Source organism: Cellulomonas sp. McL0617 (assembly GCF_049994875.1).
In the GTDB taxonomy this organism is placed as follows: domain Bacteria; phylum Actinomycetota; class Actinomycetes; order Actinomycetales; family Cellulomonadaceae; genus Cellulomonas.
The window spans coordinates 2561100-2577084 of sequence record NZ_CP188256.1 but is presented as its reverse complement, the minus strand read 5'-3'; the positions used below and the strand labels follow the sequence as shown (position 1 = coordinate 2577084).

The 15985-nt window shown below is 73.0% G+C and carries 13 protein-coding genes and 1 pseudogene; 6 read left to right on the top strand and 8 right to left on the bottom strand.

Going from position 1 to position 15985, the window contains the following annotated elements; translation table 11 throughout:
• Window positions 1-6: 6 nt before the first annotated feature.
• Window positions 7-414 (bottom strand): rhodanese-like domain-containing protein, encoded by a 408-nt coding sequence (locus ACPPVS_RS11780; RefSeq protein ID WP_426592456.1) that lies wholly within the window; start codon window positions 412-414, stop codon window positions 7-9.
• The gene (locus ACPPVS_RS11775) at window positions 411-896 is read right to left on the bottom strand and encodes a cysteine dioxygenase (protein WP_426592455.1); all 486 of its coding nucleotides are present in this window, start codon (window positions 894-896) and stop codon (window positions 411-413) included. The genes ACPPVS_RS11780 and ACPPVS_RS11775 overlap by 4 nt, the downstream gene beginning before the upstream one ends.
• Before the next feature lie 308 nt (window positions 897-1204).
• On the opposite strand from ACPPVS_RS11775, the gene ACPPVS_RS11770 reads away from it, so the two are divergent.
• The 5 genes and pseudogenes from ACPPVS_RS11770 (at window position 1205) to ACPPVS_RS11750 (ending at window position 9345) form a co-directional block, all read left to right on the top strand.
• Window positions 1205-2671: a helix-turn-helix domain-containing protein gene (locus ACPPVS_RS11770; protein WP_426592454.1), complete on the top strand. Its 1467-nt coding sequence runs from the start codon at window positions 1205-1207 to the stop codon at window positions 2669-2671.
• A 126-nt stretch (window positions 2672-2797) separates the two neighbouring features.
• The gene (ppdK, locus tag ACPPVS_RS11765) at window positions 2798-5464 is read left to right on the top strand and encodes a pyruvate, phosphate dikinase (protein ID WP_426592453.1); all 2667 of its coding nucleotides are present in this window, start codon (window positions 2798-2800) and stop codon (window positions 5462-5464) included.
• A gap of 43 nt (window positions 5465-5507) precedes the next feature.
• A pseudogene (locus tag ACPPVS_RS11760) lies at window positions 5508-5621 on the top strand (VOC family protein); the annotation flags it as partial.
• Between the two features lie 52 nt (window positions 5622-5673).
• The gene (locus tag ACPPVS_RS11755; RefSeq protein WP_426592452.1) at window positions 5674-5865 is read left to right on the top strand and encodes a VOC family protein; all 192 of its coding nucleotides are present in this window, start codon (window positions 5674-5676) and stop codon (window positions 5863-5865) included.
• 126 nt (window positions 5866-5991) lie between these two features.
• Window positions 5992-9345 carry an SIS domain-containing protein gene (locus ACPPVS_RS11750; protein WP_426592451.1) on the top strand — a complete coding sequence of 1118 codons (3354 nt, stop codon included), beginning with the start codon at window positions 5992-5994 and terminating at the stop codon, window positions 9343-9345.
• 3 nt (window positions 9346-9348) lie between these two features.
• On the opposite strand, the gene ACPPVS_RS11745 is transcribed toward ACPPVS_RS11750, so the two are convergent.
• The 6 genes from ACPPVS_RS11745 to ACPPVS_RS11720 are packed head-to-tail and all read right to left on the bottom strand — an operon-like array spanning window position 9349 to window position 14416.
• Window positions 9349-10560, bottom strand: coding sequence for an alpha-hydroxy acid oxidase (locus tag ACPPVS_RS11745; protein ID WP_426592450.1), 1212 nt, complete (start codon window positions 10558-10560; stop codon window positions 9349-9351).
• A complete protein-coding gene (locus ACPPVS_RS11740; RefSeq protein ID WP_426592449.1) occupies window positions 10557-10988 on the bottom strand; it encodes an RbsD/FucU family protein in 432 nt (143 codons plus the stop codon). The genes ACPPVS_RS11745 and ACPPVS_RS11740 overlap by 4 nt, the downstream gene beginning before the upstream one ends.
• Window positions 10988-11830 carry a fumarylacetoacetate hydrolase family protein gene (locus tag ACPPVS_RS11735; protein ID WP_426592448.1) on the bottom strand — a complete coding sequence of 281 codons (843 nt, stop codon included), beginning with the start codon at window positions 11828-11830 and terminating at the stop codon, window positions 10988-10990. Before ACPPVS_RS11735 ends, ACPPVS_RS11740 begins: the two co-directional genes overlap by 1 nt.
• A 2-nt stretch (window positions 11831-11832) precedes the next feature.
• Window positions 11833-12831, bottom strand: a complete 999-nt coding sequence (locus tag ACPPVS_RS11730) for an aldo/keto reductase (RefSeq protein WP_426592447.1) — start codon at window positions 12829-12831, stop codon at window positions 11833-11835.
• Window positions 12828-13589 carry an SDR family NAD(P)-dependent oxidoreductase gene (locus ACPPVS_RS11725; protein ID WP_426592446.1) on the bottom strand — a complete coding sequence of 254 codons (762 nt, stop codon included), beginning with the start codon at window positions 13587-13589 and terminating at the stop codon, window positions 12828-12830. The genes ACPPVS_RS11730 and ACPPVS_RS11725 overlap by 4 nt, the downstream gene beginning before the upstream one ends.
• Window positions 13586-14416 carry an amidohydrolase family protein gene (locus ACPPVS_RS11720; protein WP_426592445.1) on the bottom strand — a complete coding sequence of 277 codons (831 nt, stop codon included), beginning with the start codon at window positions 14414-14416 and terminating at the stop codon, window positions 13586-13588. Before ACPPVS_RS11720 ends, ACPPVS_RS11725 begins: the two co-directional genes overlap by 4 nt.
• A 210-nt stretch (window positions 14417-14626) precedes the next feature.
• Here ACPPVS_RS11720 and ACPPVS_RS11715 point away from each other — a divergent pair, with 210 nt between their 5' ends.
• Complete coding sequence (locus tag ACPPVS_RS11715; RefSeq protein WP_426592444.1) at window positions 14627-15982, top strand: enolase C-terminal domain-like protein; 1356 nt, start codon at window positions 14627-14629, stop codon at window positions 15980-15982.
• Window positions 15983-15985 lie beyond the last annotated feature (3 nt).

Sequence of the window (15985 nt, the reverse complement as noted above, 5' to 3'; positions counted from 1 at the left end):
CCCTGGTCAGGCGTGGGCGCCGACGAGCGGCCCGCGCCCGGTGGTCGGCAGGCCGGCCCGGGCCCACGCGTGGAACCCGCCGACCACGTCCGTCGCCCGGTGCAGACCGAGGTCGGCGAGCGCGGCCGCGGCCAGGCTGGAGGTGTAGCCCTCGGAGCAGAGCACGACGACGTGCAGGTCGTAGCCCGTGGCCGCCGCGATGCGGTGAGCGCTGGCGGGGTCGAGCCGCCACTCGAGGACGTTGCGCTCGATGACGACGGCCTGCGGGACCTCGCCCTCGGCCGCGCGCTGGGCCGCGGGGCGGATGTCGACCAGGAGCGCACCGCGGTCCAGGGCTGCCCAGGCCTCGCGCGGTGACAGTCGCACCAGACCTGCCCGAGCCTCGGCGAGCACGTCGTCGATGGTGCGTGTCATCGGTCGGACTCCGGCTCGTCGGTCTCGACGGTGCGGGACCGGACGAGAAGGCCCTCGGCGGTGCGCGCCCAGTACGTCATGCGCGTCAGCGGGACCGAGTACGCGTGGATCGTGACCGCCGGCTCGGTGCCGGCGTTCAGCACGTCGTGCAGGTCGCCGGGGTCCACCGTCTGGGTCTGCCCGGCCGGGAACGCCCGAGCCGCGAGGCCGGTGTCGACGGGCCGGAACTCCGTGATCGTGCCGGCGACCACGGTGAACGCCGCCGACGAGGCGCCGTGGTCGTGCAGCTCGGTGCCCTGCGAGGGGAGCCAGGTGATGAGCCAGGCGTCGACGCCGGCAGGCGCGTCGAGGCGGGTCCACCACCGGCCGCTCTCCTGGAAGCGGACGAGCGGGCGCCACAGCTCGGGCCGGGCGGCGATGGACTGCGTCAGCGCGCTCAGGGCGCGGACGTCGAGGACAGGGGGTGCGGACAGCTGGGTCATGGTCGTCTCTCGGGGGGTGCGTCTGTGCTCCGACCGCGGACGGTCGGACTGGCCGGGTGTCAGTGCTGACAGCGGGCCGGACAGGAGCGCGACGCGACGGCGCGGCCGATGACGGTGAGGGTCACGAGGTGCTCCGTCCTGGTCGAGAGGCTGTGCCGAAGGTGAGGCGTGCGTAGTGGAGCTCGTTCGGACCGCACGGTCAATGACGGGCGCGCATCGTCTTGCATGCCGGACACGGCCGTGAGGGTGACCTAGCCGAATCGCGCTACGGATGCAAGAATCGCGGTTCTTGACCGGAGGTCAACGCCATGGCTGATCAGGACCGGCCCGCGAACGAGCCCGACGCGCTCACGATCGGGCGGCGCATCCGGCACCTGCGCACCGCGCACGGGCTGACGCTCGACGACCTCGGACGGCGGGTGGGCGTGACTCCGAGCCTGCTGTCGCTGCTGGAGAACGGGCGGCGCGAGCCGCGACTGGCCCTGCTGCGCAGCCTCGCCGAGGCGCTGGACGTCGGCGTCGCCGACCTGCTCGACGCCGAGCCCCCGTCGCGCCGCGCCGGTCTGGAGATCGCCCTGGACCGGGCGCAGCGGTCGGCGGGGTTCGAGCGGCTCGCGCTGCCCGCCGTGCGGCCGGGCAAGGCGCTGCCGCTGCCCGTGCTCGAACAGCTGGTCGGACTGCACTCGGAGCTCGCGCGACGGGACCTCGAGGCCGTCGCGACCCCCGAGGAGGCGCGCAGGGCGAACACGCAGATCCGCCTCGAGCGCCAGGCGCGGGACAGCTACCTGCCGGAGATCGAGACGGTCGCCCAGGAGATGGTGCGGGCGGCCGGGTACACGGCGGGCGCGCTGACGCACCGCGCCGTGTCCCGCATGGCGGAGCAGCTCGGGTTCGTGATCGTGCACGTGGACGACCTGCCGAGCTCGACCCGGACGGTGACGGACCTCGCGCACGGCCGCATCTACCTGCCGCCGGCCTCCATCCCGGGCGGCCACGGGCTGCGCTCGCTCGCGCTGCAGGCGATCGCCCACCGCGTGCTCGGGCACGAGCGTCCGACGTCGTACGAGGACTTCCTGCGGCAGCGGATGGAGATCACCTACTTCGCGTCGGCCGCGCTGATGCCCGAGAAGGCCGCGGTCGAGCACCTGCAGCAGGCCAAGAGGGACAAGGACCTGGCGATCGAGGACCTGCGCGACGCGTTCGGCGTGACCCACGAGGCCGCCGCCCAGCGGTTCACCTGTCTGGCCACCCACCACCTCGGCATCCCGGTCCACTTCCTGCGGATCGGCGGCGACGGGGCGATCTACCGCGCCTACGCGAACGACGGGCTGCCGTTGCCCACCGACGTGACGGGCGCGATCGAGGGCCAGCTCGTCTGCCGCAGCTGGGGCGTGCGCCGCGCGCTGACCCGCCGGGACCGGTCGTCGGAGTCGTACCAGTACACCGACACCCCGGCCGGGACGTTCTGGTGCTCGACGCAGACGGGCTCGGGCACCGAGGGGCAGCTCGCCATCACGATCGGCGTTCCGTTCTCGTCGGCCAGCTGGTTCCGCGGTCGGGACACGACCGTCCGGCACACCTCGACGTGTCCCGACGAGGCGTGCTGCCGCCGACCACGGGCGTCGTCGACGGCGCGCTGGCAGGACGCCTCGTGGCCGAGCGCGCGAGTGCACCAGCACGTGTTCACCGCCTTGCCCACCGGAGCGTTCCCGGGTGTCGACGCCCGCGAGGTGTACGGGTTCCTGGACCGGCACGCCCCGGCAGATGTGGGCTGATCTTGACGCCGAGAGCAAGAACACTGTTTCTTCGTCGCGACGAGGAGTAGAACTCGTCGGGACGGGCCCTGAAGTCTGAAGGAACGGCTGCGCCACCCGCAGCCCCTGACGACGGGGAGCCCCACGATGGCCAGGTACGTGTCCAGGTTCTGCGACGGCGACAAGGACCAGCTCGACCTGCTCGGCGGGAAGGGCGCCAACCTCGCCGAGATGACGAACCTCGACCTGCCCGTGCCGCCGGGCTTCACGATCACCACCGAGGCGTGCCGGGCCTACATGCGCGACGGTCACGTCCCGGCCGAGCTGCGTGTCGAGGTCACGCTCGCGGTCCGGGAGATCGAGGACGCGCTCGGGCGCCGGCTGGGCGACTTCCACGAGCCGCTCCTGGTGTCCGTACGCTCCGGGGCCAAGTTCTCGATGCCCGGGATGATGGAGACCGTCCTGAACATCGGGCTCAACGACGCCTCCGTGAAGGGGCTCACCGAGTTCTCGGGCGACGAGCGGTTCGCGTGGGACTCCTACCGCCGCCTCATCCAGATGTTCGGCAAGACCGTGCTCGGCATCGACGGCGACGTGTTCGAGAAGGCGCTGCAGGAGCGCAAGAGCGCGGTGGGCGCCGCCACCGACGTCGACCTCGACGCGCAGGACCTGCGGGTCGTGGTGCACACGTTCAAGGAGATCGTCCTCGAGCGCACCGGCCGCGAGTTCCCCCAGCACCCCCGCGAGCAGCTCGACATGGCGATCGAGGCGGTGCTCGGCTCGTGGAACACCGACCGCGCCCGGCTGTACCGACGCCGGGAGCGCATCCCGAACGACCTCGGCACGGCCGTGAACGTGGTGAGCATGGTGTTCGGCAACCTCGGCGAGACCTCGGGCACGGGCGTGTGCTTCACGCGCGACCCGGCCACGGGCGCGGTCGGCGTGTACGGCGACTACCTGCCCAACGCTCAGGGCGAGGACGTGGTCGCGGGCATCCGGAACACGCTCCCTCTCGCCGAGCTCGAGCTGCTCGACCCGACGTCGTACGAGGTGCTTCGCCAGGCGATGCGACGCCTCGAGACCCACTACCGGGACCTGTGCGACATCGAGTTCACCATCGAGCGCGGCAAGCTCTGGCTGCTGCAGACGCGGGTGGGCAAGCGCACCGCAGCCGCCGCGTTCCGGATCGCGACCGAGCTGGTGGACGAGAGCCTGATCACGATGGACGAGGCGATCACGCGCTGCACGGGCGACAAGCTCAGCCAGCTGCTGTTCCCGCAGTTCGACGCAGCCGCGGCCCGCCGCCTGCTCACGCGGGCGATGCCCGCCTCGCCGGGCGCGGCGGTGGGCGAGATCGTCCTGGACAACGCGCAGGCGGTGGAACGCTCGCAGGCCGGGGCGCACGTGATCCTCGTCCGGCGCGAGACGAACCCCGACGACCTGCAGGGGATGATCGTCGCCGACGGCGTCCTCACCGCCCGCGGCGGCAAGACCTCGCACGCGGCGGTCGTCGCGCGCGGCATGGGGACGTGCGCCGTCGTCGGCGCCGAGGACATGCTCGTCGACGGGTCGGCGGTCCGCTTCGGTGACGTCGTCCTCCACGCCGGTGACACGATCGCGCTCGACGGGTCGACGGGCGAGGTGTTCCTCGGCGCGGTGCCGGTCGTCGACTCGCCCGTCATGGTCTACGTCGCCGACGGTCTGGACGCCGGGCTCGCCGCCGCGACCGATCCGCAGTCCCGCGCCCTGGTCACGGCCGTCGACCGCGTCCTGCGGCACGCCGACTCGGTCCGCCGGATGCAGGTCCGCGCCAACGCCGACACCGCGCAGGACGCGCAGCGCGCCCGCGCCCGGGGGGCCCAGGGGATCGGGCTGTGCCGGACCGAGCACCAGTTCCTGGGCGAGCGCCGGGCGTACATCGAGCGGCTCGTGCTGGCCGACGCCGTCGACGCACCCGCCGCCCTGGCCGACCTGCTCCCGCTGCAGCGGGAGGACTTCGTCGGCCTGCTGGAGGCCATGGACGGGCTGCCGACGACGATCCGGCTCATCGACCCGCCCCTGCACGAGTTCCTGCCTGACCTCACCGAGCTGGCCGTCCGGGTGGCCACGGGCGAGGGCGACGACCGCGACGTCGCGGTCCTGGCGGCGGTCCGACGCATGCACGAGCAGAACCCCATGCTCGGCCTGCGTGGCGTGCGGCTCGGGCTGACGCTGCCGGGCCTGTTCGCGCTGCAGGTCCGCGCGATCGCCGAGGCCACGGTCGCTCTGCTGCGCGCTGGCCGCGACCCCCGACCGGAGATCCTCGTGCCGCTCGTCGGCTCGGTCCGCGAGCTCCAGCTCGTCCGCGAGGAGGCCCAGCGGGTCCTCGCCGACGTCGCCGAGGAGTCGGGTGTGCCCCTCGACGTGCCCATCGGCTGCATGATCGAGCTGCCGCGGGCGGCGCTGACCGCGCACCGGATCGCCGAGGAGGCCGACTTCTTCTCGTTCGGCACCAACGACCTCACGCAGACCACGTGGGGGTTCTCCCGCGACGACGTCGAGCGGGCCTTCTTCGCCGACTACCTGCAGAACGGGGTGCTCACGATCTCCCCGTTCGAGACCCTCGACGCGGACGGTGTCGGCCGGCTGGTCCGTGCGGGCGTCGAGGGCGGCCGGGCGACCAAGCCGGGGCTGCACCTGGGCGTCTGCGGCGAGCACGGGGGCGACCCGGAGTCGATCCGGTTCTTCCACGACGTCGGGCTCGACTACGTCTCGTGCTCGCCGTTCCGCGTCCCGATCGCCCGCCTCGAGGCGGGCCGGGCGGCGGTGGCCTGAGCCGGGCCGCGCGACCCGAGCACCGCGCTGTCACGATGGACCTGTGAAGATCAGACGTCAGGTGGTGGTGTTCGACACGCCCGACCTCGCGGTCGAGAGTGCGTTCTGGGCGGCGCTGCTCGGCGGCACGGTGTCCACCGACAACGAGTGGCACACCGTCCTCGTCGACGGCGAGCCGCGCCTCGAGTTCCAGCTCGCGCCGGACCCACGTGCGGCCGCGGTGGCCGGACGGCGAGCCGCAGCAGGTGCACCTCGACCTGTACGTCGACGACATCCGCGCGGCGCACGAGCACGCGCTGGCCGCCGGCGCGGTGCTGCTGCAGGCCGCCGACGGCCCGCACGGGTTCCAGGTCTACGAGGATCCGGTCGGCCACCCGTTCTGCTTGTGCTGGGGAGCCTGACCCGGGCTCAGGGATCGACGCCTCGTCTACGATGGCCGACGTCGTCGATGCGGCGCGAGAGGGGTCCGGCCGGCGTTCAGGCCGTCCGATCCGTCCGCCGCTCGTCACCCACGAGAGGACTGACACATGTGCGGCATCGTCGCAGCCCTTCCGACCTATCCCGAAGGCGTCGTCGCCGCGCGGCCGTTCGACCTGACCGGCCTGCCCCGGCCCGGGGTCGGGGCCTGGAGCCTGGCCGACCTCGACGCCGCCGCGGTGCGCGATCGGGTCGCGGCGCTGACGTCGGGGATCGCGACGTTCCGGTCCACCGTCGAGGCTCCGGCGCACGCCGCGTGGCTCGCGCAGGACGCGACCGCCCGCGGCGGGCTGGTCCGGGACGTCGAGTCGCTGGCCGCCTGGGCCGCCGGGCTCACCGGCGAGCTCGCCCTCGTCTCGACCTGGTCCGTGGAGGGAGTCCAGGGCGTGCAGATCGCGCTCCGCGCGCTCAGCGACGCGATCTGGGCGCTGCAGTTCGACGTTCTGTCGCTGATCGAGACGGCCACGGCGCTCGCTGGCCCGGCGCCGACGCCGACGACGCTCGTCTCCTACCTCGCGGTCCTGCGCGTGCTCGCGTCGATCAACCGGCTCGAGGTGCGCGGCCGCGACTCGGCAGGGATCTCGATCTTGGTCTCCGTCGACCCGCAGGACGCTGCCGTCTTCGACGGGGTGCCCGCGCGCGACGACCTCCTGCTGCGCGACGGGAGCCGCGTCCTGGTCGACGCCGGCGCGGTGTTCACCTACAAGCACGCAGCCGTCGTCGGTCGCCTGGGCGACAACGTCGACGCGCTGCTCTCGAGCATCCGCCGCGACACGGCCCTGCACCGTGCGCTCGCGTGCCGGTCGGCCCGCGTCACGGTGCTCGCCCACACGCGGTGGGCCAGCGTCGGGCGCATCAGCGAGCCGAACGCGCACCCCGTCGACTCCCGGGACGCCGACGGCGAGTCGCCCGGCCCGTACACGATCGCCGCGCTGAACGGTGACATCGACAACTACCTCGGCCTGCGGACGGTGCCCGGTCAGGTGCTGCCCCCGGTCGAGATCACGACCGACGCGAAGATCATCCCGCTGGTCGTCGCCAAGACGCTGACCCGTCGGGCCGGAGCCGCGGCCGTCGCCGAGGCCGTCGCGCCTTTCGAGGGGTCGATGGCGATCGCGCTGGTGTCTGCGGGGCTGCCCGACGCCGTCCAGCTCGTCGTCAAGGGCAGCGGCCAGGGTCTCTACGTCGGGCTCGCCGACTCCGGCCTGTACGTGGCGAGCGAGGTGTACGGCCTGGTCGGCGTGACGGACCGCTACCTGCGGGTGGACGGGGGGCGCGCGGGTGGAGCCCGGAACCTCGGGTCCGTCCTGGAGCTGTCGCGAGGCTCATCGGACGGGTCCGCGGGGGCCGTCGACCGGTTCGACGGCGACGGTACGCCGTGGCCGGTCGGCGCCCAGGAGACGAGCGTCGCGGAGGTCACCAGCCGCGACCTGGCGCTCGGCGACGAGGAGCACTACCTGGCCAAGGAGATCAAGGAGGCGGCCGCGTCGTTCGAGAAGACGCTGCTCGGCCGGATCCGGACCTCCGCCGACGGCAGCCTCGAGGCGACGCTCGCCGCCGAGTCGTACCCCGACGAGATCCGTCGGCTCGTCGAGTCCGGGGGCCTGGACCGGATCATCGTGACCGGGCAGGGCACCGCGGCCGTGGCGGCGCGGGGCATCGCCTACCTCGCGGAGCGCGTGCTCGGCGGGCGCATCGTGGTCAGCGCGGCACCGGCCACCGAGCTGTCGATCTCGGGCCTGTCGCGGGACATGAGCCGCACGCTCGTCGTGGCCATCAGCCAGTCCGGGTCCACCACCGACACCAACCGGTGCGTGGACCTGGCCAAGGAGCGCGGTGCCTCGGTGATCTCGATCCTGAACCGACGGGACAGCGACCTGGCCGCCAAGAGTGCCGGCGTCATCTACACCAGCGACGGCCGGGACATCGAGATGGCCGTCGCCTCGACCAAGGCGTTCTACTCCCAGGTGGCCGCGGGCTGCCTGCTGGCGCTGCGGGTCGCGCGGTCCGCGGGGACCGTCAGCGCGGCGGCCGGCGACCGGCTGCTGCGCTCGCTGCAGCAGCTGCCCGACCAGCTGCGCCAGGTCGGGCAGGGGACGGACAGCATCGCCGCCGTCGCCGCCGAGGTCGCGTGCACCTACCCGTCGTGGGCGGTCGTCGGGTCGGGGCCCAACTCCGTCGCCGCGTCCGAGGTCCGGATCAAGCTGTCCGAGCTCTGCTACAAGACCGTCTCGGTCGACGCGATCGAGGACAAGAAGCACATCGACCTGTCCGCCGAGGCGCTCGTCGTGGCCCTCGTCGCCGGTGCCCAGCCGAACCACCTGGCCGACCTGGCCAAGGAGATCGAGATCTTCGGGGCGCACCGCAACCGGCCCGTCGTGGTCGCCGACGAGGGGACCGAGCACCTCTGGCCGGTCGGGTCGACGATCACGGTTCCGCGCACGCGCCCCGAGCTCGCCTGGATCCTCAGCACGGCCGCCGGCCACCTGTTCTCGTATCACATGGCCCGCGCGATCGACGCGGCAGGCGAGCCCCTGCGCGAGGCCCTGGACGTCCTGGAGGCCGCGGTCGACGGTCGCATGCCGACGCCGTACGCGAGCAGCCGACGCATCACGACGCTCATCCAGACCGTGCTGGCCCGGGCCGGTCGCGGCGAGCTCCGCGGGGTGCTGACCAGCGACGTCGCCCTCGAGCTGGCCCGCGTCATCACCACGTCCGGCGACGCGGCACCCGATGCGACGGACGCGACCCGCCGGGCGCTGACCGCGGCGATCGACCAGCTCACGCGCTCGATCGACACGGTCAAGCACCAGGCCAAGACCGTCACGGTCGGGACGTCGCGCTCCGACGCCGACGTCTTCGACAGCGCCCTGGCCCTCGCGCTCGAGGCCGTGGACGCCGACACGCACGCACTCAGCCTGCAGACCCTGCGGGCGGTCTCCGCCTTCTCCGGCGTGGTCCGCGGCACCACCGGCGCCACCCGCTACCGGGTCAACGGGCCGATGATCGAGGTGGTCGCCAAGACCGGTTCGGCGGCACTGCTGCGCAGCCGGGCCGACGAGCCCACGCTCGTCGTCGGCTCGAAGCGTCGCGCGCTCGAGGCGGGGGAGGCCCGGCTCGTCCGGGGTCGCTCCGACGGTCGGATCGTGGTCATCGTCCCCGAGGTCTCGGTGAGCGACCACGGGTCCGTCGGCCTCACCGTGCTGCACGTCGAGCTCGACGCCGACGCGACGGTCCCGGCGGTGATCGGCGCGATGAGCCACATGGGCGACCGGTGGGCCGAGCTGCGCGCGGCGGCGAGCGAGACGTCACCCTCGTTCGACGAGAAGGCGCTGGCCGGCCACGCGATCGAGGACCTGCTCTTCATGCCGGTCGAGGACCTCGCCGCGCGACTGGAGTCCTGACCGCTACGGCAGCCGTACGTGGTGGCTCCCGAGCTGGTCGATGCTGGTGACCCCCAGCAGGGCCATGGTGCGTCGGATCTCCCGCGTGAGGATGTCGGCGGCGCGGTCGACGCCCCGTTCGCCACCCGCCATGAGGCCGTAGAGGTACGCGCGGCCGACCATGGTGGCGTCCGCTCCCAGCGCGAGCGCGGCGACGATGTCGGCGCCCGTCATGATGCCGGTGTCGACCCAGACCTGTGCGCGGTCCCCGACCGCGTCCCTGACGTCCGGGACGAGGCGTAGCGGGACGGGGGCTCGGTCGAGCTGGCGTCCGCCGTGGTTGGAGAGCACGATCGCGTCCGCACCGGCGTCCGTGACCCGGCGGGCGTCCTCGACCGTCTGGATGCCCTTGATGATCAGCGGACCGTCCCAGGACGCGCGGATCCACTCGAGGTCCTCGATCGTCATGGTGGGGTCGAAGAGCCGGTCGAGCAGGTCGGCGACGGTCCCGGACCATGCGGTCAGGGACGCGAACGTCAGGGTCTCGGTGGTGAGCAGGTTGAGCCACCAGGCGGGGTGGGTCGCGGCGTCCAGGACCGTCTTGACGGTCAGTGCCGGCGGGATGGAGAACCCGTTGCGGGCGTCGCGCAGCCGCGCACCCGCCACCGGCACGTCGACCGTGAGCACGAGCGCCTCGAACCCTGCGGCCTTGGCACGCGCCATGAGGTCCTCGCCGGCCGACCGGTCGCGCCAGACGTACAGCTGGAACCACTTGCGCGCGTCCGGCCCGGCTGCGGCGACGTCCTCGATGGACGTGGTGCCCATGGTGGACAGGGCGTAGGGGATGGCGCGTCTCTGGGCGACGCGGACGACGGCGCGTTCTCCCTCGTGGTGCATCAGCCGGGTGAACCCGGTGGGTGCGAACGAGAACGGCACCGCGGCGGGGCGACCGAGCATGGTGGTGGTGGTGTCGATGCTGGAGACGTCGTGCAGGATCGAGGGTCGCAGCTCCAGGTCGTGGAACAGCGACCGGGCCCGGTGCAGGCTGATCTCGGCCTCGGCGGCGCCGTCGGTGTAGTCGAACACCGACCGTGGGGTGCGCTTGCGGGCGACCGTGCGCAGGTCGGCGATCGTGAGCGCGTCGGCCAGCCGTCGCTCGGTCGCGCTGAACCGGATCGGCTTGGGCCGCATCAGCGGGGCCAGCTCGGACCACCGCGGCAGTTGACGGCCGGTCACGGCGTCACCTCCGGCGCACGGACGCCGATGGTGAGCAGCACGTTGGCGTAGACCCGGACGTCGCCCGTGGCGATGACGAGGGCGACGTCGCGCGTTCGGGCGGCACGGTAGAACGCGAACCGGTCGAGGTCGTGCCAGGCGACGTCCGGACCGACGGCGGCGCGGAACCCGTCGTGCGCCGGGATGTGTGCGCCGTCGTCCGGCACCATCACGTGGGCGGCCTCGACCGGGATCGCGGTGAGCAGGGTCGCGAGCACGTCGTCGACCCCGACGAGGCCGGGGCGCAGGTTGAGGTGCACCCGCGTGGCGCGCCGGTGGGTGCCCGTCGAGTGCGGGTAGTTCGCGTCGGCGACGAGCACCTGCGAGCCGTGGCCCGCCGCCGCGAGCGCCGCGAGGATGCCCGGATGCAGGAGCGTGTGCGTGAGCATCAGGCGACCACCTCGTGCCGCTGGCGCCCCAGGCCGTCGATCTCGACCTCGACGACGTCGCCCGCCCGCAGGTAGGGGAACCGGCCGGAGAATGCGACGCCCTCGGGCGTCCCGGTGCAGATCACGTCTCCGGGCTCGAGCGCCATGTACTGCGACAGGCTCCAGACGAGGTGGTCGACGGCGAAGATCATGTCGGCGGTCGACGAGTCCTGCCGCGGTTCGCCGTTGACCCACGAGCGCAGCCCGAGCGCCCCGGCGTCCACGTCGGCGGCCGGGACCAGCGCCGGCCCGAGCGGAGCGAACGCGGGCCCGCACTTGCCCTTGGACCACTGGCCCAGCGACTCCTCCATCTGCCACGCCCGCTCGCTGATGTCGTCGACCACGGTGTACCCGGCGATGCAGGCGTGCGCTTCGGCCAGGGACTGCAGGTAGGACGCGCGGCGGCCGACGACGACCGCGAGCTCGACCTCGTAGTCGAGCTTGAGCGCGCCCGGCGGCAGCGGCACGTGGTCGTCCGGGCCGACGACGGTGTTCGGGTGCTTGAGGAAGACGATCGGCACGACCGGCGGCGTCGCCCCCGACTCGGCGGCGTGCGCGGCGTAGTTCTGCCCGATGCAGACGACGGCCGTGGGCCGCGCGACGGGTGCGCCGCGGCGCATCGCGTCCGCGCCGGCGAGCACGGGCAGGGTCGGGAGCGCGGCACGTGCGCGCTCGACGCCGCCGGTGGACAGGAACGCGCCGTCGATGTCCGCCGTGAGGCTCGACAGGTCGCGCACGACACCGTCGTCGCCGACGACGGCCGGGATCTCGTGCCCGACGGGCCCGAGGCGGAGCAGCTGCATGGTCATCCTTCGGTCGGCGCGTGGTCCTCGGCGAGCAGGCCGGCGCGTACCAGCGCCGGCCAGAGCTCGTCGGGCACCTGCGCGGTGGAGCGGTTCAGGGTCTGCGCGACCTGGGTGGCGGTGCGCAGGCCGACGACGGTGCTGACCACCGCCGGATGGCGGTCGACGAACGCGAGCGCTGCCTCTGGCAGGGTCACGTCGAACCGGCGGCACACGTCAGCGATCGCACGGGCCCGCGCGAGCAGCTCGGCGGGCGCCACGGCGTAGTCGTAGTGCGCGGAGGGCGGCGGGACGTCGCGGGCCAGCAGACCCGAGTTGTAGACGCCCGCGACGACGACGGCCACCCCTCGCTCGAGCGCGGCGGGCAGCAGGTCAGCGGCCGCCGGCTGCTCGAGCAGCGTGTACCGGCCCGCGCACATGACGACGTCGACGTCGCACTCCCGGACGAACCGCGTCAGCATCGCCGACTGGTTCATCCCCGTGCCGATCGCACCGACGACGCCCTGGTCGCGCAGCTCGACGAGCGCCGGCACGGCCTGCTGCGAGGCCTCGTCCCAGTGCTCGTCGGGGTCGTGCAGGTAGACGATGTCCACCCGGTCGAGGCCAGTGCGCGCCAGGCTCGACTCCAGCGACCGCAGGACGCCGTCGCGGCTGAAGTCCCAGCGGCGGACGTGGTCGGCGGGGACGTCGAAGCCGTCCGGGTCACGCTGCCCGGCCGTCTGCGGCGACGGGTCGAGGAGGCGCCCGACCTTGGTCGACAGGACGAGCTCGTCGCGCGGCCTGTCGCGCAGCGCGGCGCCCAGCCGGCGCTCGGAGAGCCCGAGGCCGTAGTGCGGTGCGGTGTCGAAGTACCTGATCCCGGCGGACCAAGCCGCGTCGACGGCCGCCAGCGTCTCGTCGTCCGTGGTCGCGCGGTAGAGGTTGCCGGCCTGGGCGGCGCCGTAGCCGAGGGCCGTCGGGGCGACGGTCGTGCCGGGGATCTGGCGGCGGGGCGGCGTCATGCCGGACGCACGCGAAGACCGTGCATGCCGCCGTCGACCGCCAGGACGGTTCCGGTGGTGGCGTCGGCCAACGGGCTCGCGAGGTAGCAGACGGCGTGCGCGACGGCCTGCGGGCTGACCAGCCGCCCGGTCGGCTGGCGGGCCTCGAGGGCGGCCCGCTCGGCCGCCGGGTCGGCCGCCGCGGCGAGCAGGCGACCGACCCACGGCGTGTCGACCGTGCCGGGGTTGACGCAGTTGACGCGGATCCCCTCGCGGACGTGGTCGGCCGCCATGGCGAGCGTGAGCGCCTGCACCGCACCCTTGGAGGCCGAGTACAGCGCGCGCTGCGGCAGGCCCACCCACGCGGCGATCGAGCAGGTGTTGACGATCGAGGCGTGCGACGAGGACAGCAGGTGAGGGAGCGCGGCACGGGTGACGCGGACCATGCCGAGGACGTTGACGTCGAGCACGCGACGCCACTCGTCGTCGTCGTTGTCGGCGACCGTGCCCGCGGCGCCGATCCCCGCGTTGTTCACCAGGATGTCGATGCCGCCCAGCGCTGCGGCGGCCTGCGCGACCGCCGAGCGGACCTGCGCGTCGTCGGTCACGTCGGCCACCACGGCGACGGCGCCGTCCGGCACGCCGTCGACCGAGCGGTCCAGCGACGCGACCCGCGCCCCGCGTCGCAGCAGCTCGCGGACCACCTCGGCGCCGATGCCCGATGCTCCGCCGGTCACCACGGCCGACAGTCCCGCCAGCTCGTCGCTGTGCGTGCTCATCCCTGCTCCTCCAGCTGGTAGGTACGGGCGGCGGTGCCGCCCCAGATCTGGTCGCGTTCGTCAGGGGCTAGGTCGTCCGTCAGCTCGTGGACGACCTCCATCCACCGGCCGTACGTGACGGCGAGAAGACAGACCGGCCAGTCCGAGCCGAACATCAGCCGCTCCGGGCCGAGCACGTCGAGGGCGTGGTCGACGGCGGGCCTCAGCGTCGCGACCGACCAGGACGCCCAATCGGCCTCGGTGGCCAGCCCGGACAGCTTCGCGACGACGTTCGGGCATGCGGCCAGGCGGGCGAGGTCGGCGCGCCACGGCCCGAGCGCGTGACCGGTGAGCGGAGGCTTGCCCAGGTGGTCCAGCACGAAGAGCACGTCGGGGTGGCTCTCGGCGAGCCGGGCGGCCGCTGCGAGCTGGTCGTGCCGGACCACCAGGTCGAACGGGAGACCCGCGTCGCCGACGGCCGAGATCCCCGCCCGCACGTCAGGGCGGTCGAGGTAGGCCGGGTCGTGCTGGGCCTGCACCATCGAGCGGATGCCGACGAGCGGTCCCGCGACGTTCCGCAGGTCAACGACCTGGCCGGCGACGTCGCCGAGGATGTCGACCCAGCCGACCACGCCGGCGACCGGTCCGACCAGGCCGAGCAGGTCCAGCGACTCCCGCAGGCTGTCGGCGCTCTGGACGACCACCGTCGCGTCGATCCCGTGCTCGCCGGCGGGCAGGTCGGCGAGTGTGAAGTCGGCGTCGATCGCCGTCATGCGCTCGGGGTCGATCCATGGCTGAGGGGTCTCGGCTCGCCGCCAGACGTGGTGGTGGGCATCGATGACCGCCATCCGACTTCTCCTCCGGTCCCCGCTGCCTTGTCGGGCCTCGGGCCCATGATTCATCAAATGTATCGCAAGGATCGCGTCCTGACGAGAAGGGCGACGCGCGGCGTCCATACGCGCGGATCGCCGCCTTGACCAAGAGTCGAGGCGCGCCTACCTTGGGCGCGAATCATCATATGTATCGGCGATGGATGAAGCGGACAGGCAGGTGTAGCGATGGCGCGGATCGTCGAGGTCGACGTCGAGGACGTTCGGTTTCCCACCTCATTGACGGCGGACGGGTCGGACGCGATGAACCAGGACGCGGACTACTCCGCGGCGTACGTCGTCCTGCGCACGGACGCCGTGGACGGATCGGGCGAGCCGCTCGCCGGCTACGGGCTGACGTTCACGATCGGCCGCGGCAACGACCTCGTCGCGGAGGCGGCCCGGCAGCAGGCGGCGGCCCTCGTCGGGCGCGACGTCGACGAGCTGGCCGCCGACATGGGCGGCGTCTACCGGTCGCTCACGGCGGACTCCCAGCTGCGCTGGCTCGGGCCGGAGAAGGGCGTGGTGCACCTCTCGGTCGCCGCCGTCCTCAACGCGACCTGGGACCTGGTGGCTCGTCGCGCCGGTGTGCCCGTCTGGCGCCTGCTCGCCGACATGACGCCGGAGCAGCTCGTCGACGTGGCCGACCTGCGCTACCTGTCCGACGCGCTCACTCGGGACGAGGCGATCGGGATCCTGCGCGTGCACGAACCGACCAAGGCCGACCGGGTCGCACACCTGGAGGTGCGCGGCTACCCGGCCTACACCACCTCGGCGGGCTGGCTCGGGTACTCCGACCAGAAGCTGCGTCGGCTGTGCCAGGAGGCCGTCGACGCCGGGTACACGCACATCAAGCTGAAGGTGGGCGCCAGCCTCGCGGACGACATGCGCCGCTGCGGCATCGCACGGGAGATCCTGGGCCCTGACCGGCACCTGATGATCGACGCGAACCAGGTGTGGGACGTCCCGGAGGCCGTCGCGTGGGTCCGGGCGCTCAGCCGGTTCCGGCCGCTGTGGATCGAGGAGCCGACGTCGCCCGACGACGTGCTCGGCCACGCCGAGATCCGCGACCGCGTCGCGCCGATCGGCGTCGCCACGGGCGAGCACTGCCACAACCGAGTCATGTTCAAGCAGTTCCTGCAGGCGCACGCCCTGGACTACCTCCAGCTCGACACGGGACGGCTGGCGAGCCTGAACGAGATCGTGGCCGTCCTGCTGCTCGCCGCGAAGTTCGGGGTGCCTGTTTGCCCCCACGCGGGCGGCGTCGGTCTGTGCGAGATGGTCCAGCACGTCTCGGTGCTGGACTACGTCGCCGTGAGCGGGAGCCTCGACGGGCGCGTGACCGAGTACGTCGACCACCTGCACGAACACTTCGCCGACCCGGTCCTGGTGAGTGACACCGGGTGGGGCCCGGGCTACGTGGTGCCGAGCCGGCCCGGCTACTCGACGCAGATGCACGCCGCGAGCGTGACCCGGTTCCGCTACCCGGACGGGTCCGAGTGGGCCGGTGAGCGCGGGTCCGGGGTGACCTCGCTCCGGTGGTGAATA

Excerpts from the sequence above, each read along its gene's own strand:
- ACPPVS_RS11780 (WP_426592456.1), bottom strand. The coding sequence starts at position 414 with ATGACACGCACCATCGACGACGTGCTCGCCGAGGCTCGGGCAGGTCTG.
- ACPPVS_RS11775 (WP_426592455.1), bottom strand. The coding sequence starts at position 896 with ATGACCCAGCTGTCCGCACCCCCTGTCCTCGACGTCCGCGCCCTGAGC.
- ACPPVS_RS11770 (WP_426592454.1), top strand. The coding sequence starts at position 1,205 with ATGGCTGATCAGGACCGGCCCGCGAACGAGCCCGACGCGCTCACGATC.
- ppdK (WP_426592453.1), top strand. The coding sequence starts at position 2,798 with ATGGCCAGGTACGTGTCCAGGTTCTGCGACGGCGACAAGGACCAGCTC.
- ACPPVS_RS11750 (WP_426592451.1), top strand. The coding sequence starts at position 5,992 with ATGTGCGGCATCGTCGCAGCCCTTCCGACCTATCCCGAAGGCGTCGTC.
- ACPPVS_RS11740 (WP_426592449.1), bottom strand. The coding sequence starts at position 10,988 with ATGCTCACGCACACGCTCCTGCATCCGGGCATCCTCGCGGCGCTCGCG.
- ACPPVS_RS11735 (WP_426592448.1), bottom strand. The coding sequence starts at position 11,830 with ATGCAGCTGCTCCGCCTCGGGCCCGTCGGGCACGAGATCCCGGCCGTC.
- ACPPVS_RS11730 (WP_426592447.1), bottom strand. The coding sequence starts at position 12,831 with ATGACGCCGCCCCGCCGCCAGATCCCCGGCACGACCGTCGCCCCGACG.
- ACPPVS_RS11725 (WP_426592446.1), bottom strand. The coding sequence starts at position 13,589 with ATGAGCACGCACAGCGACGAGCTGGCGGGACTGTCGGCCGTGGTGACC.
- ACPPVS_RS11720 (WP_426592445.1), bottom strand. The coding sequence starts at position 14,416 with ATGGCGGTCATCGATGCCCACCACCACGTCTGGCGGCGAGCCGAGACC.
- ACPPVS_RS11715 (WP_426592444.1), top strand. The coding sequence starts at position 14,627 with ATGGCGCGGATCGTCGAGGTCGACGTCGAGGACGTTCGGTTTCCCACC.